Origin of the sequence: Citricoccus nitrophenolicus (genome assembly GCF_047305825.1) — a bacterium.
Lineage (GTDB): Bacteria > Actinomycetota > Actinomycetes > Actinomycetales > Micrococcaceae > Citricoccus > Citricoccus nitrophenolicus.
Window position 1 is genome coordinate 2,012,722 of sequence record NZ_CP063070.1, and the last position, 21,526, is coordinate 2,034,247.

The 21,526-nt window shown below is 68.0% G+C and carries 19 protein-coding genes and 5 pseudogenes; 16 read left to right on the plus strand and 8 right to left on the minus strand.

The annotated features are described in order from the left end of the window. The first annotated feature begins 28 nt into the window (after positions 1-28). Entirely contained in the window at positions 29-700 is a 672-nt protein-coding gene (locus tag IMT31_RS09290; RefSeq protein WP_413544398.1) for a TrmH family RNA methyltransferase, read from the plus strand. A gap of 49 nt (positions 701-749) precedes the next feature. Here IMT31_RS09290 and IMT31_RS09295 read toward each other — a convergent pair whose 3' ends face one another. Beyond that, positions 750-2,144, minus strand: coding sequence for a lipase family protein (locus IMT31_RS09295; protein WP_413542537.1), 1,395 nt, complete (start codon positions 2,142-2,144; stop codon positions 750-752). A 230-nt stretch (positions 2,145-2,374) separates the two neighbouring features. Here IMT31_RS09295 and fbaA point away from each other — a divergent pair, with 230 nt between their 5' ends. The 4 genes from fbaA to IMT31_RS09315 are packed head-to-tail and all read left to right on the plus strand — an operon-like array spanning position 2,375 to position 5,398. Then, on the plus strand, positions 2,375-3,397 hold the full coding sequence (gene fbaA / locus IMT31_RS09300; RefSeq protein ID WP_413542538.1) for a class II fructose-bisphosphate aldolase: 1,023 nt from the start codon (positions 2,375-2,377) through the stop codon (positions 3,395-3,397). 52 nt (positions 3,398-3,449) lie between these two features. Continuing rightward, positions 3,450-3,764 (plus strand): hypothetical protein, encoded by a 315-nt coding sequence (locus tag IMT31_RS09305; protein WP_413542539.1) that lies wholly within the window; start codon positions 3,450-3,452, stop codon positions 3,762-3,764. Between the two features lie 32 nt (positions 3,765-3,796). Continuing rightward, entirely contained in the window at positions 3,797-4,228 is a 432-nt protein-coding gene (locus IMT31_RS09310) for a DUF3151 domain-containing protein (protein WP_345357839.1), read from the plus strand. Positions 4,229-4,231: 3 nt separating this feature from the next. Beyond that, a complete protein-coding gene (locus tag IMT31_RS09315) occupies positions 4,232-5,398 on the plus strand; it encodes a lactonase family protein (RefSeq protein ID WP_413542540.1) in 1,167 nt (388 codons plus the stop codon). A 15-nt stretch (positions 5,399-5,413) separates the two neighbouring features. Here the strand turns inward: IMT31_RS09315 and IMT31_RS09320 are convergent, their stop codons facing one another. The 5 genes from IMT31_RS09320 to IMT31_RS09340 form a co-directional block, all read right to left on the minus strand. Then, on the minus strand, positions 5,414-5,710 hold the full coding sequence (locus IMT31_RS09320; RefSeq protein WP_413542541.1) for a YciI family protein: 297 nt from the start codon (positions 5,708-5,710) through the stop codon (positions 5,414-5,416). Positions 5,711-5,724: 14 nt separating this feature from the next. Beyond that, on the minus strand, positions 5,725-7,104 hold the full coding sequence (locus IMT31_RS09325) for a short-chain fatty acid transporter (RefSeq protein WP_413542542.1): 1,380 nt from the start codon (positions 7,102-7,104) through the stop codon (positions 5,725-5,727). 70 nt (positions 7,105-7,174) lie between these two features. Beyond that, positions 7,175-8,119, minus strand: a complete 945-nt coding sequence (locus IMT31_RS09330) for a 3-hydroxyacyl-CoA dehydrogenase (RefSeq protein ID WP_413542543.1) — start codon at positions 8,117-8,119, stop codon at positions 7,175-7,177. Continuing rightward, on the minus strand, positions 8,112-8,837 hold the full coding sequence (locus IMT31_RS09335; RefSeq protein WP_413544399.1) for an SDR family NAD(P)-dependent oxidoreductase: 726 nt from the start codon (positions 8,835-8,837) through the stop codon (positions 8,112-8,114). The genes IMT31_RS09330 and IMT31_RS09335 overlap by 8 nt, the downstream gene beginning before the upstream one ends. A gap of 17 nt (positions 8,838-8,854) precedes the next feature. Next, entirely contained in the window at positions 8,855-9,913 is a 1,059-nt protein-coding gene (locus IMT31_RS09340; protein WP_413542544.1) for a cyclase family protein, read from the minus strand. Positions 9,914-10,069: 156 nt separating this feature from the next. On the opposite strand from IMT31_RS09340, the gene IMT31_RS09345 reads away from it, so the two are divergent. From IMT31_RS09345 to IMT31_RS09360, 4 genes are all read left to right on the plus strand, one after another. Continuing rightward, the gene (locus IMT31_RS09345) at positions 10,070-10,984 is read left to right on the plus strand and encodes a LysR family transcriptional regulator (protein ID WP_345357857.1); all 915 of its coding nucleotides are present in this window, start codon (positions 10,070-10,072) and stop codon (positions 10,982-10,984) included. Between the two features lie 85 nt (positions 10,985-11,069). Beyond that, positions 11,070-11,348, plus strand: a complete 279-nt coding sequence (gene catC / locus IMT31_RS09350; RefSeq protein WP_345357860.1) for a muconolactone Delta-isomerase — start codon at positions 11,070-11,072, stop codon at positions 11,346-11,348. A 21-nt stretch (positions 11,349-11,369) separates the two neighbouring features. Then, positions 11,370-12,023 (plus strand): thymidine kinase, encoded by a 654-nt coding sequence (locus IMT31_RS09355; protein ID WP_413542545.1) that lies wholly within the window; start codon positions 11,370-11,372, stop codon positions 12,021-12,023. Between the two features lie 127 nt (positions 12,024-12,150). Further along, on the plus strand, positions 12,151-12,459 hold the full coding sequence (locus tag IMT31_RS09360) for a hypothetical protein (protein ID WP_413542546.1): 309 nt from the start codon (positions 12,151-12,153) through the stop codon (positions 12,457-12,459). Positions 12,460-12,486: 27 nt separating this feature from the next. Here the strand turns inward: IMT31_RS09360 and IMT31_RS09365 are convergent. Continuing rightward, positions 12,487-12,777 (minus strand): annotated as a pseudogene (locus IMT31_RS09365) (transposase); the annotation flags it as partial. Positions 12,778-12,918: 141 nt separating this feature from the next. On the opposite strand from IMT31_RS09365, the pseudogene IMT31_RS09370 reads away from it, so the two are divergent. From IMT31_RS09370 to IMT31_RS09380, 3 genes and pseudogenes are all read left to right on the plus strand, one after another. Further along, positions 12,919-14,106: pseudogene (locus IMT31_RS09370) on the plus strand (ISL3 family transposase); the annotation flags it as partial. A 302-nt stretch (positions 14,107-14,408) separates the two neighbouring features. Beyond that, positions 14,409-15,482, plus strand: coding sequence for an IS110 family transposase (locus IMT31_RS09375; protein WP_413542547.1), 1,074 nt, complete (start codon positions 14,409-14,411; stop codon positions 15,480-15,482). 136 nt (positions 15,483-15,618) lie between these two features. After that, positions 15,619-16,293, plus strand: a pseudogene (locus IMT31_RS09380) (IS256 family transposase); the annotation flags it as partial. Between the two features lie 14 nt (positions 16,294-16,307). On the opposite strand, the pseudogene IMT31_RS09385 reads toward IMT31_RS09380, so the two are convergent. Continuing rightward, positions 16,308-16,598, minus strand: a pseudogene (locus tag IMT31_RS09385) (integrase core domain-containing protein); the annotation flags it as partial. A gap of 47 nt (positions 16,599-16,645) precedes the next feature. Between IMT31_RS09385 and IMT31_RS09390 the strand changes: the two are divergent. From IMT31_RS09390 to IMT31_RS09405, 4 genes and pseudogenes are all read left to right on the plus strand, one after another. After that, complete coding sequence (locus IMT31_RS09390) at positions 16,646-18,043, plus strand: IS30 family transposase (protein WP_413542379.1); 1,398 nt, start codon at positions 16,646-16,648, stop codon at positions 18,041-18,043. Beyond that, a pseudogene (locus IMT31_RS09395) lies at positions 18,015-18,341 on the plus strand (integrase core domain-containing protein); the annotation flags it as partial. The gene IMT31_RS09390 and the pseudogene IMT31_RS09395, both read left to right, overlap by 29 nt. A gap of 45 nt (positions 18,342-18,386) precedes the next feature. Then, positions 18,387-19,769, plus strand: coding sequence for a hypothetical protein (locus IMT31_RS09400; RefSeq protein WP_413542548.1), 1,383 nt, complete (start codon positions 18,387-18,389; stop codon positions 19,767-19,769). Continuing rightward, positions 19,766-21,493, plus strand: coding sequence for a type IV secretory system conjugative DNA transfer family protein (locus IMT31_RS09405; protein ID WP_413542549.1), 1,728 nt, complete (start codon positions 19,766-19,768; stop codon positions 21,491-21,493). Before IMT31_RS09400 ends, IMT31_RS09405 begins: the two co-directional genes overlap by 4 nt. The last annotated feature ends 33 nt before the right edge of the window (positions 21,494-21,526 follow it).

Consider the following 21,526-nt stretch of genomic DNA (forward strand, 5'->3'; position numbering starts at 1 on the left):
CACCTCGGGTCAGCCGGTGCCCGACCCGCTGGTATCGGACGCGCTCGGGAAGGAGGGCGCCGCCGTCGTACGAGGCGGTGAGGTGGAGCCCGAGCGCGAGGTGGGCGTCGGGCCGTGGGAGGGTGACTGGCCCGAGGGGGACCACTGGGACCCCGAGTTGCTGCGTGCGGGCGACCGGCGCAATGTGGCGGACCACTTCCGCTATTGGTCCCTCGAGGCGATCGTGGCCGAGCTGGACACGCGCCGCCACCCGTTCCACGTGGCGATCGAGAACTGGCAGCATGACCTGAACATCGGCACCGTGGTGCGCACCGCCAACGCCTTCAATGCCGCCGGGGTACACATCATCGGCCGGCGCCGCTGGAACCGGCGCGGGGCCATGGTCACGGACCGCTACCTGCACGTTCACCACCACCCCACGGTCCAGGACTTCACGGCCTGGGCTGCCGCCGAGCAGCTGGCCGTGCTCGGCGTGGACCTGTTTCCGGATTCCGTGCCCCTGGAGACCTACGCGTTGCCCGAACGGTGCGTGCTGGTGTTCGGCCAAGAGGGCCCCGGGCTGTCCGAGGAGATCCACGCGGCGGCGGACGCCACCCTGTCGATCGCCCAGTTCGGCTCCACCCGCTCACTCAACGCCGGGGTGGCCGCCGGCATCGCCATGCACGCCTGGATCCGGTGTCACGCCGCCAGTCAGCTGTGAGGGCAGAGATCACGAGTGATCCCTGCCCTCACGGCGAGGTGGGCGGTGGTTAGAGGCGCCAGCAGGAGTCCAGCGGGGTCCAGCCCTTGAACCGTGCGTCCAGGAAGGCAGTCATCCTCGGGATCCCACCCACGTACCCGCCGATGTGGGTCGGCAGGGCAGTGGTGTCCAGGGACACGGTGGCCCCCTCATCACACCAGCGGCTCGCCAGGTCTCGGCCGGTGGAGTAGGGGATGACGTCATCCAGGAGCGAATGGGAGACGACCATCGGGATCTCCGGGGCGCGGCCGTCGCCGATCCGCTGTTCGGAGATGACCGCCTCCAGGGTGGCGTCACTGCGGACCAGGTCCTTCAGATGCTGGCCGGTGAGGGTGAGGTCACTCGAATCGAGGAAGGGGTGTTCCAGGAGCCCGTCCACGGTGCAGTTCTCGGAGGCCTCGTCCAGGAGCTCCAGACCGTCCTCGTTGAGGTAGGTGGCAGGGTCGAGCCCGGCCGCGGCGAATTGGCCGCCCATGGCGAACTGCAGGAACTCGGAGTACAGGGAGCCGTCCAGCTGGTCCCCCAGATCGAACAGGTCAGCCGGGACGGCGCCCGCATACGCGCCCTTCAGGTTCAGCTCCGGGGCGTAGCCGGGGGCGAGCTCCACGGCGGAGGCGGTGGCCGCGCCGCCCTGGGAGTACCCCGCGAGGGCCGCCGGGGTCTCGGCGGTGACCCCGGAGTCCGGCAGCTGGGCTGCGGCGCGCAGGGAATCGAGCACCGCGTGGCCCTGGGACTCGCGGACCATGTAGGTGTGCAGGCCCTCGGTGCCCAGGCCCTCGTAGTCCGTGACCACCACGGTGTAGCCCTGGGACAGCAGGGAGGAGATGACCAGGCCTTCGTACTCCTGGCCCGTGGACAGGGCCCGGGAGGGGGCACAACGGTCCGCCAGGCCCTGGGTGCCCACGCCGTAGCCGATCACCGGTCGCTCGCCCTGGCCCTTCCACGCCGCTGTGGGGGCCAGCACGGTGCCACTGACCGGAACGGTGTCCCCGTCGGCGTTGGTGGACGAGTAGAGGATCCGGGTGGCGGTGGCCGGGTGCCTGATGAGCTTGACCGGGTCCAGATAGAAGTCCATGGCCTCCGAGCGGATCAGGGTCCCGGGGGCTCCCGGCAGGGTGGCCGGGGTCGCGTAGAAGTCCGTGTCCGTGGTCTCGGCCAGCTCCTCCATGGCCTCGGCGCGGTCCTGCACCTCGGCCTCCGCCACGTCCTCGAGGGCGGCCTCCTCGGATTCGGAGAGGGCCTCGGCCGTGGGCTGGGAGAGAGACTCGGTGGGGGCCGCGGCGGCCGGGAGTGCCGAGGCGAACAGGCTGGCTGTCAGGCCGAGGGCCACGGCGGGCAGCGCGACGGCGCGGGCCAGGGGGCTGGACTGTGGGCTGAGCAGGGTGTGTCTGGGCGTACGAGTCATTCCGGTCTCCTGGAGATGCGGGCGAGGGCCACCCGCCAAAAAGTTACTGGCGAGTAGTAAGTGACGTGGATCACAGTATGCTCTGCGCGGCTCCACGCAAACCCCTGCGTCGGGTGGTCCGCCCGAATCACCCACCCGGCACCGGCACCCGGATGGATAGGATGGACCGAGAACAGGGCCCCATGACGTTGCCCGTTGCCACCCGACGCCCCGACCGCCAAGGAGCCGCAATGCCCATCGCTTCCCCGGACAAGTACGCCGAGATGATCGACTCCGCCAAGAACGGCGGCTACGCCTATCCGGCCATCAACGTCACGAGCTCACAGACGCTCAACGCCGCGATCCGGGGCTTCGCGGAGGCCGGTTCAGACGGCATCATCCAGGCCTCGACCGGCGGCGCGGCCTACTTCTCCGGCTCCTCCGTGAAGGACATGGTGACCGGCTCGCTGGCCATGGTGGCCTTCGCCCGCGAGGTCGCCAAGAACTACGGCGTCAACATCGCCCTGCACACTGACCACTGCCCCAAGGACAAGCTGGACGGCTTCGTGCTGCCGCTGCTGGACGCCTCCGAGGTGGAGGTCAGGGCCGGCCGTGACCCGTTCTTCAACTCGCACATGTGGGACGGCTCCGCGGAGACCCTGGAGGAGAACCTGCGGATCGGCCGTGACCTGCTCGCCCGCACCCACGCCAACCGTCAGATCCTCGAGGTGGAGATCGGCGTGGTCGGCGGCGAGGAGGATGGGGTCGCTCATGAGATCAATGACAAGCTCTACACCTCCGTGGCGGACGGTCTGGCCACCATTGAGGCGCTGGGGGCCGGGGAACACGGCCGGTACATCACCGCGCTGACCTTCGGCAACGTGCACGGCGTCTACAAGCCCGGCGGCGTGACGCTGCGCCCGGAGATCCTGGATGAGATCCAGCGCGAGGTCGGTGCGAAGATCGGCAAGGACCGCCCCTTCGATCTGGTCTTCCACGGCGGCTCCGGATCCTCCGCGCAGGAGATCTCGGACGCGGTGTCCTACGGCGTCATCAAGATGAACGTGGACACGGACACCCAGTACGCCTTCACCCGCCCCGTGGCCGGACACATGTTCGCCAACTATGACGGCGTGCTGAGGATCGACGGCGAGGTCGGCAACAAGAAGCTGTACGACCCCCGCACCTGGGGTGCCCTGGCGGAGACCTCCATGGCGGACCGCGTGGTCCAGGCCTGCACCGAGCTTGGTTCTGCGGGACAGTCCATCAAGTAGCCGGTACCCCCGGGCCAGCCCGGCCCGGACCGGCCGAGGGAAGGAAGCTCCCATGCCATGGTTCGCATGGATCGCCATCATCGCCATCCTCGTGTGGGGCGGCATCAGCCTCTACGGGATGGCCAGCGGCAAGCCGTTGCCCTGGTCCGAGGACACCACAGATCCGCAGGAGCTCGAGAAGCTGAAGAAGCGCATCGACGCCCTGGAGTCGGGACAGGCCAAACCGGAACTCGAGCGCCGGATCGATCGCATCGAGGCCAAGGTGGAGAAGCGAGAGATCCGGGACAACCAGCATGACGCCTGGGAGCGTCAGGCCAAGGAATTGGGCCTGGACCAGGGCGACGACCAGAACACTGCGGGTCACTGAGCCCGTGGATTCACCAGCAATCAAGGAGCACCATGTCCTCTGACGCATCTTTCGTCGGCAAGAACCTCATGCAGCCTGCCCCCACGCAGTTGCCGGAGGAATCAGAGGTCCTCGCGAGGATCGAGGCCGGAGACCTCCCGGAGGACCTCGCCACCCGATTCCCCAAGTCCTCACTGGCCTGGGCACTGATGGCCGAGGACGCCTGGGCTGAGGGGCGCACCATCGATGCGTACGCCTACGCACGGGTGGGGTACCACCGGGGGCTGGATGCCCTGCGCGGCGCCGGCTGGCGCGGGGCGGGCCCGGTGCCCTACGCCCACGAGCCGAACCGAGGCTTCCTGCGGGCGCTCTACCTGCTGGAGCAGGCCTCGGCCGCGATCGGCGAGACTGAGGAGGTCCACCGCATCGAGGCCTTCCTCGTGGATGCTGACCCCACCGCCAAAGAGCAGATCTCCCGGGACTGACCGGTGACCGCCACCATGGACGGCACCGTCCTCGTCGGGACCTTCAACGAACCGGGTGTGCAGTCCCCGCCGCTGCCGCCCTCCGGCGGCCTGGTCCTCACCGGTGGGTGGTTGGGGGACGCGGGAGTGCCGGGGAATCCCGAGGCACTGGCCGGTGCCGGTCCGGACGCACCATCCTGGCTGGTGGCCGGGCGTGCGGGCACGCCCTCGGAAGGCCGACTGTATGCCGCCCTCCACCTTCCGGAAGGCCAGTTGGCCGTGCTCTGCCCGTCCGCGGAGGCTCCGCAGAGGCCGGGCCCCGAGAACGACGTCGGCTGGGTCACCACCCAGCGTGTCCCCGCCGGAGGTGCCCAACCCTGCCACGCCGATCTGAACCCCTCGGGCACCTGGCTGGCCGCGGCCTCCTACGGCTCGGGCACCCTGACCGTTGCCCCGGTGCTCCAGGACGGACTGCTGGGTGACCCGGTGGCCATGGAGGCGCCAGTCGGGTCCGGGCCCGTCGCCGCGCGCCAGGATCAGGCACACCTGCACTTCGTGCTGTTCCTCGATGACGATCGGCTGCTGGTCACTGACCTCGGCGCGGACCGGATCCTCGAGTACTCGATCCGGCAACTCACCGGTGGTGAGGACGGGAATGGCGAAGAGCCCGTCCTCGTGCACACCCTGCCCGCCGGCACCGGGCCCCGCCACCTCGCGGTGCTGCCCCCGCTGCCGGAAGCGGAGATCGCGGAGCACCACCTCGCCGTGGTGGGCGAGCTGGACTCCCGGCTGCACCTGCTGGATCTGGACTCGGCTTCGGAGGGCTTCCGGGAGATCGCCATCGTCCCCACCCACGGCCAGAACCAGGATCCCGAGTCCATCCGGGAAAACCTGCCCTCTCACCTGGTGCTCTCACCGGACCGGGAGTTGATCTACGTGGCCAACCGCGGGCGGAACACGATCGGCGTCATCCGCCGGACGGGCACTCCCGAGCTGATCGCCGAGGTCCCCTGCGGCGGGAACTGGCCTCGCCACATCGCCCTGGGCCACCCCGGCGGGGCACCCACGCTGTTCGTGGCGCTGGAACGGGACGACGCCGTCGTCGGGCTCCCTCTGGATGCCGACGGCATCCCGGGGGAAGCAGAAACCCGGGTCACCGTGCGGCGACCCGGGTTCCTCCTGCCTTCCTAGGGCGGGAAGGGCCGGCTACAAGAAGTTCTGTCCGTCCAGATACGCCTTGCGCCAGCGGCGCACCACCACCTCGCGGAAGAGGTCTCCCTGTGAGAACGGATCCTCGGAGATGAACGCCTCGGCCTCCTCACGGGTGTCCAGATCCACCAGGTAGATCCCGCCGTCTGCGTGGCTGGCGTCATCCGAGAGCTTGGCGCCGCAGGCCAGGACCAGTGTTGCGTGCTCGGACAGGAACTCCAGGTGCTCTGCGTAGCGCTCCTGGCGGACGTAGGCCCGCTCCGGGTTGTCGAAGGTCTCGATCAGGTAGGGCATGGAGGTTCCTCTCGTCAGACGGTCATGAAGCCCCACAGGAGCACGGACAGGGCGAAGATGATCCCCAGGAAGATCAGGATCAGGACCATGTAGCCCATGACGTCCCGCAGCTTCAGGCCGGAGATGGCCAGCACCGGGAGGATCCAGAAGGGCTGCACCATGTTGGTCCACTGGTCGCCGATCTGTACCGCGACCGCCGTGGCGGCGTTGTTGGCACCCATGGCCTGGGCGGCCTCCATCATCACCGGACCCTGGACGGCCCACTGGCCGCCGCCGGAGGGTGCGAGGAGGTTGATGATGCCGCCGGAGATGAAGGACCAGAACGGCAGCGTCTCTGCGGTGGAGAACGTGCCGAACCAGTCGGCGAAGGAGACCACGAGGCCGGATCCCACGAGGATGCCCATGATGCCGGCGTAGAACGGGTACTGGATGATGATGCCGGAGACGATCTTCACGCCGTCGTTCACGGCGGCGAGGAAGGCCGAGGGGCGGGCGAACAGGATGATGCCGAGGAACAGGAACATGAAGTTCACGGCATCCAGGTTCAGGGTCCCGCCCTGGAAGAAATAGTTGAACGCATAGACCAGGGCGATCAGACCGATGCCGATACCGACCACCGGGCTGTTGTTCAGCTTCGCCGCGATGGTGGTGCGCTCGTCGAGTGCCTTGATGGGAGCATCGACGGAGTGGGACGTACGGTCCATCTCCTTGATCTTGGCCGGATCCTTCGGATGCAGGGCCATGTTGAACAGCGGCAGCAGGATGATCACGGCGAGGTTGGTCAGCAACAGGTACGGGGAGAAGATGGTGTCCGCAAGCGGGACGATCCCGATCTGGTCCTGCAGGAAGTGGCCCTCCGTGGCGATCAGCAGCGGGACGGAGCCGGAGAGCCCGATGCCGTAGACGGCGAAGCCGGAGTAACCGGCCGCGATGGCCAGCGGGTAGTGCAGGCCCTTCACGTTCTTGGCCAGTTTCTGGGCGACGATCCCGCCCATGACGAGGCCGAAGCCCCAGTTCAACCAGCTGCCGACGCCGCCCACCAGGGTCGCGACGAGGATGGCCACGTTCGGGGAGGTGACCCGGACCGTCAGCGCGTCCAGCAGCCGGTCCACGAGGGGGGTCTTGGCCAGGATGTAGCCGGCCAAGAGCACCACGGTCATCTGCATGGTGAAGGCCAGCAGGTCCCACAGGCCCCCGCCCCAGTAATCGACGACCTCCAGGGGTGAGGAACCCTGGACCAGGATGGCCAGGATCATGGTCAGGCCGGTGAGCATGATCGCGATGACCAGCGGGTCCGGCAGGTACTTGTCCATCAGGTTCGTGAAGAACCCGGCGGTCCGGTCCAGGACGTTGCCCCTCTTGGCCGGTCGCGGCCGGTCGGTGGTGGTGGTCATGGTGCCTCTTTCGGGTGATGGGGATATTCGGTGCGGTGAAGGGTGTGGTCTCGGTCCGTTGCGGACGTGATCAGAGGTCGACTGGCCGGTGCAGGGCAGCCAGCCGCTGCAGCTGTTCGTCGCGCCAGGCGACTCGGTCCTCCCATTGGTGCTGGGGCAGCAGAGTGCGGCGTTGGCGTTCCACCTCGGCCACGAGTCCTGGTGTCCACGGGTCGTGCTGACCGCGTTCGGCGCCCATCCGCTCGTAGGCCGGGCCCATCTTCTTCGCATGGGAGGCGATGCCCCCGCGGGTGTTCAGGTCCGCAGTCTCGAAAGGGCCCATGAAGGACCAACGCCGCCCGAGGCCGTCCCGCATGACGGTGTCGATGTCCTCCACGGTGGCCACGCCGTCCCGGACGAGGGCGTAGGCCTCACGCAGGACGGCACCCTGCAGGCGGTTGAACACGAATCCCTCGGTCTCCCGGGCCACGGTCACCGGGGACATGCCGGCCCCGGCGTAGAGCCGATGGGCGGTGGCGACGGTGTCCGCACGGGTGGCCGGGGAGGGCACCAGCTCGATGACGGGCAACAGGAAGGGCGGGTTGCCCGGGTGGGCCACGAGGATGCGGTCCGCCGCGGCCAGGCCCGCGGAACTCTGCGATGCCGGGATGGCGGAGGAGGAACTGGCCAGCACGGTGTCCGGCCCGGTGGCCTCGCCCAACTCTGCGAACAGCAGCTGCTTCACGTCAAGGCGTTCGGGCACGCATTCCTGGACCAGGACGGCATCGGCGACGGCGGCCGGCAGGCTGGCCTCGATGCCCACCCGGGCGGCGATCACCGCGGGGGACTCCTCCAGCAGTCCGGACCGGCGCAGGGATTCCAGCTTGGCGATGAGCTCGGCGGGGATCGCAACCCGCCGTGCTGACTCGGGATCGAAGACCGTGACGGGATGGCCGGCGCGGGCGAAGACCAGAGCGAAGGCCACGCCGATCGAGCCACCGCCGATGACGGCGATCTTCTCGGTCTGTTCAGGCACCGGCCACCCCCACGGTCATGCCGCCGCAGACGTAGAGGGTCTGACCGGTGACGAAGCCGCTGCGCGCATCCAGCAGGTAGGAGGCGGCATGGGCCACGTCCTCGGGCGTGCCCATGCGCTGGACGGGCACCGACTCGATGATGGCCCGGGTCTGGGGCGCATCGGCCGGGTTGGCCCGCGTGAACAGCTCGGTGGCGATGGGGCCCGGTCCGATCGCGTTGGCGGTGATGCCGTGGGCGCCCTCCTCCAGCGCGACCACACGGGTCAGGCCGATCAGTCCGGCCTTCGTGGCGGCATAGGCGGCGCGCAGCTCCTTGCCGAGGGCCGCGCGGGAGGACATGGACACGATCCGGCCGAAGCCGGCCTCCCGCATCCCGGGCAGCAGGGCCTGGATGCACTGTAGGGCGCTGCGCAGGTTCAGGGCCACGGCCGCGTCGAGCTGCGCCAGGGACTGGTCCGAGACGGTGTTCGGGAAGACCGCGCCCACGTTGTTCACCAGCCGGGTGATGGGACCGTCCGCCAGCGCGCGCTCCAGGGCCGCCGCGGTGGAGTCCGGATCGGACAGGTCGCAGTGGATGGCGTCCGCCCCCTCGCGGTCGAGGATCACCGGGGTGTGACCGTCCTGGCGGCAGCGTGCGGCGATGGCGGCGCCGATGCCGTGGGAGCCGCCGGTGATGAGGACCCGTTCGGGGGAGTGGTGATCAGGGTTGTTGTTCATGTTCACGGCAGGGGTCCTCAGAGGGTGGCGATCGGATTGAGGGGCGAGCCGGAGGCACCCGGGAGGTTCAACGGCGGAGCGGTGAGCAGGAAGGCCGTGCGGCCGGCGGCACGCAGGGCGGCGGCCAGTTCGCTGAGGTACCAGAGCTCGCCGAGCGGGACGCCGAGCTTGAACAGGCAGTGTTCATGCAGGGGCAGGATGGAGGCCGGACCGGGCGCCGGGGTGGCGGGGTAGAGCTCCACGGCGTAGTTGTCTGCGGCGATCGCGGCGATACCGGACTCGGTGATCCAGTCCAGCAGGGCCTGGTCCCGGCCGTTGAGGACGGCCCCGTAGTGGTGCAGTATCTCGGGATCCGGGTCCCCGGCCATCTGGCGCACCTTCTCGGCGAAGCCCGTGTGCAGGGTCACGATGTCCCCGGGACGGACCTCGATGGCGTCGGCCTCGATGATGTGGCGGATGGTCTCGAAGCCGACGACGCGGTGCTGGGTGCCGAGGTGGTGGGCGAGGTCGATCATCACAGCCCGTCCCTGGATCGGATGCGCGGCCATGGTGCCGATGCCGACCGGGCCGAGATCCGACGTCGTCCCCTGTTCCGGGCCCGGGATCCCGCAGTCGGCAGGATCGGTGGGGCCCAGGACCTCGGTGCCGGCCCGGAAGCCGTTGTAGTAGACCGGTTCGGGCACGCCGTCACCGTCCGCATCGAACATCGACCCGACATGGGCGAAGGCGTCCCATTGGGTGGAGTACTGGTTGTGCAGCACCACGAGGTCGTCACTGAGGACATCCGAGGAGCCGGGGGAGAGGGGCTCCATGGTGACGTTCGCCCCGGCGTGGCCCTGCCGCAGGGTCGGACGCTGCACTGGGGGCAGGCGATTGGCATTGAGGGAACTGCCGCCGGGCAGGTCCAGCGGCAGGCCGAGGGCGAAGGCGCGGCCCTGACGGACCTCGGCGAGTCCCTCCGTCACCTTGGCCGGCGTCAACAGGTTGATGCGGCCCAGGGCATCATCCGGACCGAAATCACCCCAGGTGGAGGACTCGGGCCGCTGGCGCCACCGGGGCGACGGTGTCTCGGGCATGCGGCTCCTCTCGTGAACCATGACACGGGTGGACGTGATGCCACCCACAGGGAACTATGGTCCCCGCGACTCCCACTTCTGTCCAAGATGGATTCGAGATAGTTTTATGCAGAATCGCCATGAATGATGCTGGCTTGGGACGGAAGGGAGGAATCGGTGGATCTGAAGATGCTCCAGGCCTTCGTGATCCTCGCCGAGGAACTGCACTTCACGCGCGCGGCCGAGCGGCTCGGTGTCGCCCAGCCGCTCGTGAGCCAGCGGATCCGCCGGTTCGAGGCCGAACTGGGTCATCACGTGGTGGAGCGGACCACCCGGGCCGTCAAACTCACCCCCGCGGGCGAGGCGGCGCTGCCGCATGCCCAGCGGGCCGTGGAATCCTCCCGGCTGATGGTCCGGGCCGCCGAACAGGAGGGGGCGCCGGTGCTCGGCTCCGTGGTGCTGGGGTACGCCGGTGCCTCGTCCCGGCCGTGGCTGCCGGCCATCGCCCGGGCGGTCCGGAGAGAGGCCGCCGGAGTGGACCTGAGGTTGCGGTCCATGGTCTATGCGGGATCGGCGCCGTCACTGGTGGCCGCCGGTGACCTTGACATCGCCTTCGGGCGCCGGCCACTGACCTACACGGGGCTGGCGGACCGTGTGTTCGAGTATGAGCGGGTGCTGGTGGGAGTCTCCTCGGACCACCGGCTGGCGGGCCTGAGGCAGATCGAGATCGAGGACCTGGCCCACCAGCCGTGGGTGATGTTTCCGGCCCAGCAGGGCTCCAGCGTGCGGGACATGGGACTGAGGCTGGCCAGCCGGGCCGGGTTCACACCGAGCATTGCGCAGGAGGCTCCCGACTCGTACACGATCCTCGGTCTGGTGGCCGCCGGGGTCGGTATCACCCTGACGGTCTCCTCCGTGGCCCACGTGGAGACCCCGGGACTGGTGCTGGTGCCGCTGGCGGGACCACCCCGGTATCTCACGGCAACCCTGCTGCATCGGCGCAAGGTGACCCCAGCGACCCGGGCCGTGCTGGACGTGGTGGCCGCCTTGCACCCCGAGCCACAACGCCCGGTGGGGCTCGTCCTGGACTGACCGGCCGGCATCGTGTCCTGAGGGCCCGGTCTATAGTGGCAACCGCCCACCACCGCGTGGAGTGGGCACCAACCAAGGAGAGACGATGCTGTTTTTGGCCCGCATGGACGTGACCTTCCCCGAGTCGATGTCTGACGAGACCAAGGCCGAGTTCATGGCCCGTGAGAAGGAGTATTCCGGCAACCTGCAGCGGACCGGCAAGATGCGGGACATCTGGCGCGTGGTGGGCGAGTACTCCAACTACTCCGTCTATGACGTGGCGGACAATGACGAGCTGCATGCCATCCTCTCCGGGTTCCCCATGTATCCGTACATGAAGATCAAGGTGACCCCGCTGGCCCAGCACCCGAACGCGATCAAGTAGCGCTCCGGCAGGCACGCCGGCATGGCCAAGCTCTACTTCCGCTACGGGGCGATGAACTCCGGCAAGTCCACCGGGCTGCTCCAGGCCGCGTTCAACTACGGGGAACGCGGTCAGCGGGTGCTGCTGGCCAAGCCCCAGGTGGATTCCAAGGGTGAGGGCCAGATCGTCTCCCGACTGGGCGTCACCCGGCCCGTGGATTTCCTGATCCCGCCCGGAGTGGGACTCATGGACCTGTTCCGGCAGCACGCCCTGGGTGATGACCCCACCGCGCTGCTCACCCATGTGAACACCGAGGTCAAGCCCGTGGCCTGCCTGCTCGTGGACGAGGCCCAGTTCCTCGAGCCCGCCCAGGTGGACGACCTGCTGCGGATCGCCGTGCTGCGGGGCGTGCCCGTGATGGCCTACGGCATCCGCACGGACTTCCGCACGGCCTCCTTCCCCGGCTCCGCCCGGTTGATGGAACTGGCGCACTCCCTCGAGGAGCTCAAGACCATCTGCCGGTGCGGGCGCAAGGCCATCTTCAACACCCGCAAGATCGTGTCCGCCCAGGAGGGGGAAGCCGTGGAGCGCTTCATCTTCGAGGGGGACCAGGTGGCGATCGACGGAGTGGAGGTCACCTACGAGTCCCTCTGCGGGGTCTGCTACCTCCAGGAGTCCGGCGGACGTCTGGGATAGTCTTTCCTGCCCCGAATGGCTGCGGGTATCAGATCTCTGATATTTCGCAATGGGGAGCTGGGCCCAGATCTGATGACTCGAGGCACCCCCGGACGCATTTCGCATGGTGAGGGCGAAGGGAGCCCCCATGACGGATTTCACCATTGATGTTGGCCCATTCAACGGGGTCGTCAACGGTGTGGAAAGCAACCTGGAAGACTTCGATTCCGCTGAGCAATTGGTGACCGACGCGGCCGACGATCTCGTGGAAGCGGCCAAGGATTCTGATCTCATCTATGTAGCGCAGCAGCTCAGAGATGAAACCCTCACAGTGCTCGCTGACGGTGTCAGGTCCGCCGTCAACTCTGCGATCACCGGGGCGCGCGGTGCACGGGATGCCTACTTGGAGTTCGACAGTACTGTCGTGTCGGAGACTCCCGACCAGACGGGCGGATAGTTAACCATGGTCACCATTGACGGCTCTTCACACTTGAGCGTGGAGTCCTGCTCGAGGGTGGATTTTTTGGGAGCGTCGGCGTGTCCGCCGGAAGCTCCGTCCCAGGATGCGTGACTGGTAGTTGGTCTGGTTGCGGTAGCCACGCCCGGTGCGTTTGATCTGCTTGATGGCCGTGTTCGCCGCCTCGGTCCGGGCATTGGTGACCCGGGTGCGGATGAACACCTTGATCTCCACCCACCAGTTCGCCACCGTCAGCGAGAGCCTATCGGCCTCGGGCAGGCCGGCTTCGGCGACGGCCAGCTCGAACCTGACTCGTGCCACTTTGAGCTGATTTGAGGGCTCATCACAATCGAGGGTGTAGCGGGTGGTGCCGCTGATGTCGGCGCGCCGATAGCTGGATAGAGGTCGAGGCCTTCCGAAGATGGAGGTTCCTACGCCAGCCATCTGAAAGACCTCGACATGCTCAACGCTACCTTCGACGACTGTGACCTGACCAAGTTCTGTCGCCTGGACGAGCTCGGCCTCGAAGCCACCGGCCAACGCCTGGATCTCGGCCAGGCGGTACTGGCCTGCCGGGTCGTGGAGCCGGATGACTGGTGCCACCGCTGCGGATCCCAGGGAACCCCACGTGGCACCGCGATCCGCCGGCTGGCACACGAGCCGCTGGGCTGGCGACCGACCACGCTGCACATCACGGTGCGCCGCTACCGGTGCGCCGACTGCGCCCACGTATGGCGCCAGGACACCACCGCCGCAGCAGAGCCCAAGGCCAAGATCTCCCGGCGGGCACTGCGGTGGGCCCTGGAGGCCCTGGTGCTGCAGCACCTGACCATCGCTCGGGTCGCTGAGTCTCTGGCAGTGCGGTGGAACACCGCCAACGACGCCGTCCTCGCCGAGGGCAAGCGAGTCCTCATCGACGATCCGACTCGGTTCGCGAATGTCACCGCGATCGGCGTGGACGAGCACGTGTGGCGCCACACCCGGCGCGGCGACAAATACGTCACGGTGATCATCGATCTCACCCCGCTACGGGCTGGCGTCGGGCCTGCCCGCCTGCTGGACATGGTCGAGGGCCGTTCCAAGCAGGTGTTCAAGACCTGGCTGGCCGAACGCGACCAGTCCTGGCGGGACAACGTGGAGGTGGTGGCCATGGACGGCTTCACTGGGTTCAAGACCGCTACGGAGGAGGAACTGCCCGAGGCCACCACGGTCATGGATCCCTTCCACGTAGTCCGTCTGGCCGGCGATGCCCTCGAGCGGTGCCGGCGCCGGGTCCAGCAACAAGTCCACGGTCATCGCGGCCGCAAGGACGATCCCCTCTACAAGGCACGCCGGACGCTGCTCACCGGGGCTGACCTGCTCACCGAGAAGCAGTACTCCCGCATCCAGGACGTCTTCGATACTGACGACCACGTGGAGGTCGAGACGACCTGGGCGTTCTACCAACACATGGTCGCCGCCTACCGAGAACCCGACCGGACCAAGGGCAAGACGATGATGCAGACGCTGATCACCAAGCTCGGCCGGGCGGTGCCGACCAAGCTCACCGAACTGATCGTGCTCGGGCGGACGTTGAAGAAGAGGGCGGCGGACATCCTGGCCTACTTCGACCGCCCCGGCACCTCCAACGGCCCCACCGAGGCCATCTGTGAGTGTGGGGACTAGCTGGTCTGGGACTGGCTGGTCAGGATAGTGACTGGTCGTACCGACCCGGGCGTGACTCTCGAAGCAATTGGCCCGCTACCACGGTGTCTTCCCGTTGAATTGTCCACCTGGATCGGTGCGGCCGACACCGCCCGGCCCACCTCGGTGACCTCATTAGGAGACTGCTCGACCCACAGGGTTGTGGCCCATCACAGATTCGCCCCGAAGTGACCTCTTCCCGGACCCGTGCCGGCCGCTTGGCGACCGTGACCATATCCAACTCGAGGAAGGGAGCGTCGATCGCCATGGCTATCGTCGCGCATACTCACCCGTTCGTCATCGGCGTGGACACCCACGCCCGCAACCATGCCCTATCAATCCTGGCCTGCCCCCACGGCGAGAGCATCGACGAGGCCCAGTTCCCTGCAACATCAACCGGCCTGGCAAGGGCGGTGTCCTGGGCAGGACGTCGCACCGACGGTGATCTTCATGCAATCTGGGTAATCGAGGGCACAGGGACCTACGGGGCGCGCCTGGCCCGAGCTGCCGCGGACGCCGGATACGCCGTCGTTGAAGGCCCCCGGATAAACGCACGCGCCAACCGCGGCATCGGCAAGTCCGACCCGCTGGATGCGCGCCGCATCGCCGCAGCAGCGCTCCCGCTGCAGCAGACGCAACTGCGTCAACCGCGCGCCGACGAAGGTATTCGCGCTGCCGTGAAGGTCCTGCTGGCCTCCCGCGACCACATGAGCACCGAGCGCACCGCGACGATCAACGCGCTCACCGCGCTACTGCGCGTGGTCGACCTCGGTATCGATGCCCGCCGCCCGCTCACCGCGACCCAGATCGCCACGACCGCGGCGTGGCGCACCCGCGACGAAGAGCTCGCCACGGCCACCGCACGTGGTGAAGCGATCCGGCTCGCCAAACGCGTCGCCGCCCTCGACGGCGAGCTCAAGGAGATCACCACGCGGATCACGGTCCTGGTCCGGCACAGCCCCGCCGGTGGCCTGCTCAACCAGCCCGGCATCGGGCCAGTCACCGCCGCCGTCGCGCTGACCGCGTGGTCACACCTGGGCCGCATTCGATCCGAGTCCGCGTTCGCCAGCCTCGCTGGAACCAGCCCCATCCCCGCGTCATCGGGCAACACCGTCCGGCACCGGATCAACCGGGGTGGCGACCGGCGCCTCAACCGAGCACTCCACATGGCCGTCGTCACCCGCATGCGAATGGACCCCCGCACCCGCGCCTACACCGAACGCCGTACCGCCGAAGGGCGCACCCTCCGGGAGATCCGTCGCTGCCTCAAGCGCTACCTCGCCCGCGACATCTACCGCCGCCTCAACACCGCCGCTCAGAATGAGCTCACCGGGGCTTGACAGACATAGGAGATTCAACGGCCGCCTCGAACACCTACGCGGCTCCGCCCTCGGGTTCCGAAACCTCACCAACTACATCGCCCGATCCCTGCTGGAATCCGGCGGATTCAGGCCACAGCTACACCCTGGATTGTGAAGAGCCGACAAGCTGGTCAAGACCCTCGGCATCAACGCCCTGTCCAAGTCCCAGGTCTCGCGCATGGCCGAAGACCTCGACGAACAGGTCGAGGCTTTCCGCCACCGGCCCCTGGGCGAGGCGGGGCCGTTCACGTTCGTTGCCGCCGACGCGCTGACCATGAAGGTCCGCGAGCACGGACGCGTGATCAACGCCGTGGTCCTGCTGGCCACCGGCGTCAACGCCGACGGCCACCGCGAGGTCTTGGGCCTGCGGGTGGCCACCTCGGAGACCGGGGCGGCGTGGAATGAGTTCTTCGCCGACCTCGTCGCCTGTGGCCTGGCCGGGGTGAAGCTGGTGACCTCCGATGCCCACACCGGACTGAAGGACGCGATCGCGGCCAACCTGCCCGGCGCCGTCTGGCAGCGGTGCCGGACGCACTACGCGGCGAACCTGATGGGTATCACCCCGAAGAGTATGTGGCCGGCCGTCAAGGCGATGCTGCACAGCGTGTACGACCAACCCGATGCCGCCGCGGTGAACGCCCAGTTCGACCGGCTCATCGACTACGTGGGCGAGAAGCTGCCCGCGGTGGCCGAGCACCTCGACGCCGCCCGGGCCGATATCCTGGCCTTCACCACCTTCCCGAAGGACATCTGGACCCAGATCTGGTCCAACGGGTCTGCTGAAGGTTTAGTTGACTCCATGGTTTAGGCCGCCAGGGCGACGGCCTTTTGGTGGATGGTTTCGTATTCGACCGGGGTTAGCTTACCGAGCCGACGCTTTCGTCGGCGGCGGTGATAGGTCCGTTCGATCCAATGGATGATGGCCAGGCGCAGCTGATCGCGGGTGGTCCAGCGGCGGCGGTCGAGGACGTTCTTCTGCAACGTAGCGAAGAAGCTTTCCATCGCCGCGTTGTCCCCGGCGGCTCCGACCCGGCCCATCGAGCCGACCAGCCCGTTCTGCTTCAGGGCGTGCTGGAACTTCCGGGACCGAAATTGGCCGTATTCAACCGGTCGTCGCAACACCGACTTCTTGGAGGTGTTCGATGGGTGTCAAGGAGAAGCAGAAACGGGTCCAGGCCTACCGGGGGCAGATCGTGTCTCCGGGCCGGCCGACGGTGGCCTGGCGTGAGGATCGGGTGCGGTTCTGGGCGGCGATCGCCCGTGGGGAGAAGACCTCGACGGCGGGGGCGGCAGCCGGGGTCTCCGAGCCGGTCGCGCACCGCTGGTTCCGGCATGCTGGCGGAGTGAATCCCTGCCTGGCCCCGACGGTATCGGGGCGTTACCTGTCATCAGCTGAGCGTGAGGACATTGCCCTGTGGCGGGCCCAGGGCCAGGGGGCGCGGGAGATCGCCCGCCGCCTGGGCCGGTCCGCCTCGACAATCTCCCGAGAGCTGCGCCGCAACGCCTCCACGCGCACCTATCGACTGGAGTACAAGGCCTCCACGGCGCAGTGGCATGCCGAACGCCGGGCACGCCGTCCCAAGGTCGCCAAGCTGGTCACCCATCACCGGCTGCGCCAGTACGTCCAGGAACGGCTCAACGGTGCGGTCTGCGCCACCGACGGGCGAGTCGTTGGCCCGGTCGGACCGGTGTGGGACGGTAAGAACAAGCCCCACCGCGGGGACCGGGCCTGGGTGCGCGGGTGGAGTCCGGAGCAGATCGCCCGCAGGCTGCCGCTGGACTTCCCTGACGACCCCTCGATGCGGATCAGCGCCGAGGCGATCTACCAGGCCCTCTACATCGAGAACCGTGGTGGCCTGGAGCGGAGTCTGTCCTGGTGCCTGCGCCGGGGCCGGACCAAGAGGATGCCCCGGGCCCGGACCCGCCAGCAGGCGTGGGCCCACGTCACCGAGCAGACCCTGATCTCCAACCGGCCCGAGGAGGTCGCCGACCGTGAGGTCCCCGGCCACTGGGAGGGTGATCTCATTATCGGGCTCAAACGCTCAGCGGTGGCCACCCTGGTCGAGCGCACCACCCGGTACGCGATGCTGGTCCACCTGCCCCGGCTGCCCGGCTACGGCCAGATCCCACCCACGAAGAACGGCCCGGCCCTGGCCGGCTACGGGGCCCTGACCATGAAGGACGCCCTCGCCAAGGCATTCACCCCGCTGCCGACCGGGCTGCGCCGGTCATTGACCTGGGACCGCGGCAAGGAACTCTCGGCACATGCCCTGTTCACCGCCCAGACCGGCGTGGCCGTCTACTTCGCCGACCCCAAGAGCCCCTGGCAACGCGGCAGCAACGAGCACCTCAACGGGCTGCTGCGCCAGTACCTGCCCAAGGGCACCGACCTCGCCCGCTGGGACGCCAACGAGATCGCCGCCGTGGCCCACGCCATCAACACCAGGCCCCGACGCATCCTCGACTGGCGCACCCCCGCCGAGGCCTTCGAAGAACAGCTACGATCGGCCCCACAGCACACTGTTGCGACGACCGGTTGAATACGGCCAATTTCGGTCCCGAAAGTTCGTGCGCGCCCTGCACCGTCATGACATGGTCGGTTCCATGGGCCGAGTCGGGGCGGCCGGGGACAACGCGGCGATGGAGAGCTTCTTCGCTACGTTGCAGAAGAACGTCCTCGACCGCCGCCGCTGGACCACCCGCGATCAGCTGCGCCTGGCCATCATCCATTGGATCGAACGGACCTATCACCGCCGCCGACGAAAGCGTCGGCTCGGTAAGCTAACCCCGGTCGAATACGAAACCATCCACCAAAAGGCCGTCGCCCTGGCGGCCTAAACCATGGAGTCAACTAAACCTTCAGCAGACCCCGCCGGCGGACCGATGGACGTCATCGAGGCCCCCTTCGAGCTGCAAGGCACCACGGTGCAGGTCTGCGGGTTCTACCCCTTCTCGGCCGGGGCCGGCCTGCCCGTGATTGGTTCCCCGTTGGGGTATCACCTGCGCCGCCGGTCTCTGGTCTGTGCGGACCCGGTGTCGTGGTTCCGGGCCGGGATCATCTCCAACCCCTCGGCCTTCATCCTCGGGCAGCCCGGGTTGGGGAAGACGTCCATGGTGCACCGGTGGATCACCGTGCTGGCCGACTGGGGCGTCATCCCCCTGGTCCTGGCCGACACCCGCCCCGACTACGTCCACACCATCCGCGACCTCGGCGGCCAGGTCATCCGCTTCTCCCCAGGACAGGGCCACATCAACCCCATGGACCTGGGCCCCATCGTGGCCCGCATGGCCGACATCAAGGACCCCACCGAGCGCACCAAAGCCCTCGAGGAGATGGCCTCACGCCGCCGGTCGCTGATCGCCGGGGTGGTGGGCATGATGCTCGGCCGCGAACTGGCCCCCCACGAACGCTCCGTGATCGCCACCTCTCTGCACGACCTCGACCCCGACCTGACCGATCCTCCACTGCTAGGGGACGTCATCAACCACATCACCTCCCGGCCGAGCACCCTGCGCTCGGTGACCCTGACCAACGACAACGACGCCGAATACGACGCCCGCGTCCGCAACGTGCTCGACGCCCTGATCTCCCTGGGCCCGTCGGGGATGTACGGGACGATGTTCTCCGAACCGACCTCCGAACACATCCAGGTCGGCCGCCCCGCCGTCTTCGACATCTCCGGAGTCAACGAGAACGACCACGTGCTCATGGCCGCCGTCCAATCCCTGTGCTGGAACCTCGGCTCCGCCACCGTCTCAGCGGAGGCCTACCTGGCCGCCGACGAAGGCCGCCAGCGCAAGACCTACCTGCTAGTCATGGACGAACTCTGGCGCATCCTGCGCGCCTCGGCCGACATGGTGCACTTCATCGACGCCATCACCCGCCTGAACCGAGGCCGGATGATGGCCCAGGTCATGGTCACCCACACCATGAACGACCTCAAACTCGCCCAACCCCACCTGACCGCCACCGCCTGGGGATTCGTGGAACGCTCCGCCATGGTCTTCCTCGGCGGACTGGCCGAAGGCGAGATGGGCAACCTCCGGGAGGTCTTCAACCTCTCCCGCGCCGAAGTCGCCCAACTCTCGGACTGGATCGCCGAAGCCCCCGTCGATGCCTGGACCGGCAAAGCCGGCCTACGCCCCGGCGCCGGGAACTTCCTGCTCAAGACCGGCAAAGAAGCCGGAGTGCCGCTGCACGTGCAGCTGACCGACTTGGAGATCGACAACACCAACACCAACCGCGACTGGGACATGCTCACATGAGCCTCACCGACCCCCGCCCCGGCCGACGCACCCAACCGGCCTCCGCCGAAACCGGATGGATCCTCGCCGCCGGGGCGCTCACCGCCGTCATCGGCGGGGCCGTGCTGTGGGCGGCGGGCGCTTGGATTGATCCTGCCGTGGACACGGACGCCGCTGGCGGACCGGTCGAGCTGCTGATCGGCCAGGCCACCGGCGATGTGGCCGTCGGGGGCATTCAGCTGGCGATGTTCTTCATCGGCCTGCTGCTGTTGCTGGGATTGGGGGGCGCCTTCGCGGTCGTCGCCCTGCGCAGCACCAAACGTCGCAGCCGCGTGGACCACCTGGCCCCGAGGATGGCCAAGGCCCGCGAGTTCGACGCCCTCACCGAACCCGCCATGGCCCAAGACGCCGAACGACTCCGCGCCACCGGGGCCGGGCCCGGGGTGCCGTTGGCCAAGCTGGTCAACAACGGCAAGCGCCTCTTCGCCTCCTGGGAATGGGTACAGATCTGGCTCATGGGCCCCCGCGCCGGCAAGACCACCAGTGTCTGCGTCCCTCAGATCCTCGAGACCAAGGGTCCGGTGGTGGCGACCTCAAACAAGCGTGACCTGGTCGACATGACCCGCGGGCCCCGGGCCCGCACCGGAGTCGTCTGGGTCCACGACGTCCAAGGCATCATCGGAGAAGAACCCACCTGGTGGTGGAACCCCCTGAGCTTCGTCACGTCCATGGAGCGGGCCGAGATGCTCGCCGACATCTTCGTCTCCTCCGCCACGTCCGCCGGCGCCACCCAAGACGCCTACTTCGAATCCGACGGCCGCCGACTGCTGTCGATGATGTTCTACGCGGCCGCCGTGGGCGGTCGCCCGGTCACCGACGTACACGCCTGGGCTCAAGACCCCGATGACAAGAGCCCCCGAGACCTACTGCTCGAGCACGGCCACACGGCAGTGGCCGCCTCCCTGGGCAAGATCCAGCAGCTCACGCCGAAGCAGCGCGACGGCGTCTACGGGACCATGCGCCCCTGGGTCAACGTGCTCTCCTACGACCGAGTCGTCCCCTGGGTGCGCGATACCGGCCAGCTCGGCCGGGCCGAGTTCGACCCGAAACGTTTTGCGGCCTCGACCGACACCCTGTACCTGATCTCCAAGGAAGGTGCCGGTTCCACCCGCGCCATCGCCGGGGCGCTGGCCGTCGCGGTGCTGACCGAGGCCGAGGGGATTGCCGCCCGTCAGCCTGGAGGTCGGCTCTCCCCGCCGATGACCGGAGTGCTCGATGAGGTGGCCAACGTCGTGCGCTGGCGGCAACTGCCCGACGTGTACTCCCACTATGGCTCCCGCGGCATCGTGCTCTCTTCGTTCTTCCAGGGCTGGGACCAGGGCCTGGAAGCCTTCGGCGAGAAAGGCATGAAGAAACTCTGGTCCGCCGCCAACATCCGCGTCGCCGGCAGTGGCTTGTCGGACTCGGCGTTCCTGCCGTTCCTGTCCCAGCTGATCGGCGACCACGACGTCACCCGACGGACGTCATCCGCCCAAAAGGGCGGCAGATCGGTGTCCACCTCGATCCAGCGCGAACGCCTCCTGGATGTCAACGACCTCGCCGCCCTACCTCGTGGACGGGCGGTGCTCTCTACGTCGGGGCTCCCGCCTGCCCTAGTCGAGCTCCAGCACTACACCACCCACCCCTACGGCAGAGACGTGACGGCCTCACAGCAGTACTACCAACATGGGGATACCCGAATCTAAGGGGTCCCAGAAGGTCAGCGGTCCAACCTTCGT

What these genes read in the sequence shown, in the direction of transcription:
- IMT31_RS09295 (WP_413542537.1), bottom strand. Translation starts at nt 2,144, where the DNA reads ATGACTCGTACGCCCAGACACACCCTGCTCAGCCCACAGTCCAGCCCC.
- fbaA (WP_413542538.1), top strand. Translation starts at nt 2,375, where the DNA reads ATGCCCATCGCTTCCCCGGACAAGTACGCCGAGATGATCGACTCCGCC.
- IMT31_RS09305 (WP_413542539.1), top strand. Translation starts at nt 3,450, where the DNA reads ATGCCATGGTTCGCATGGATCGCCATCATCGCCATCCTCGTGTGGGGC.
- IMT31_RS09310 (WP_345357839.1), top strand. Translation starts at nt 3,797, where the DNA reads ATGTCCTCTGACGCATCTTTCGTCGGCAAGAACCTCATGCAGCCTGCC.
- IMT31_RS09320 (WP_413542541.1), bottom strand. Translation starts at nt 5,710, where the DNA reads ATGCCCTACCTGATCGAGACCTTCGACAACCCGGAGCGGGCCTACGTC.
- IMT31_RS09325 (WP_413542542.1), bottom strand. Translation starts at nt 7,104, where the DNA reads ATGACCACCACCACCGACCGGCCGCGACCGGCCAAGAGGGGCAACGTC.
- IMT31_RS09335 (WP_413544399.1), bottom strand. Translation starts at nt 8,837, where the DNA reads ATGAACAACAACCCTGATCACCACTCCCCCGAACGGGTCCTCATCACC.
- IMT31_RS09340 (WP_413542544.1), bottom strand. Translation starts at nt 9,913, where the DNA reads ATGCCCGAGACACCGTCGCCCCGGTGGCGCCAGCGGCCCGAGTCCTCC.
- catC (WP_345357860.1), top strand. Translation starts at nt 11,070, where the DNA reads ATGCTGTTTTTGGCCCGCATGGACGTGACCTTCCCCGAGTCGATGTCT.
- IMT31_RS09355 (WP_413542545.1), top strand. Translation starts at nt 11,370, where the DNA reads ATGGCCAAGCTCTACTTCCGCTACGGGGCGATGAACTCCGGCAAGTCC.
- IMT31_RS09360 (WP_413542546.1), top strand. Translation starts at nt 12,151, where the DNA reads ATGACGGATTTCACCATTGATGTTGGCCCATTCAACGGGGTCGTCAAC.
- IMT31_RS09375 (WP_413542547.1), top strand. Translation starts at nt 14,409, where the DNA reads ATGGCTATCGTCGCGCATACTCACCCGTTCGTCATCGGCGTGGACACC.
- IMT31_RS09390 (WP_413542379.1), top strand. Translation starts at nt 16,646, where the DNA reads ATGGGTGTCAAGGAGAAGCAGAAACGGGTCCAGGCCTACCGGGGGCAG.
- IMT31_RS09400 (WP_413542548.1), top strand. Translation starts at nt 18,387, where the DNA reads ATGGACGTCATCGAGGCCCCCTTCGAGCTGCAAGGCACCACGGTGCAG.
- IMT31_RS09405 (WP_413542549.1), top strand. Translation starts at nt 19,766, where the DNA reads ATGAGCCTCACCGACCCCCGCCCCGGCCGACGCACCCAACCGGCCTCC.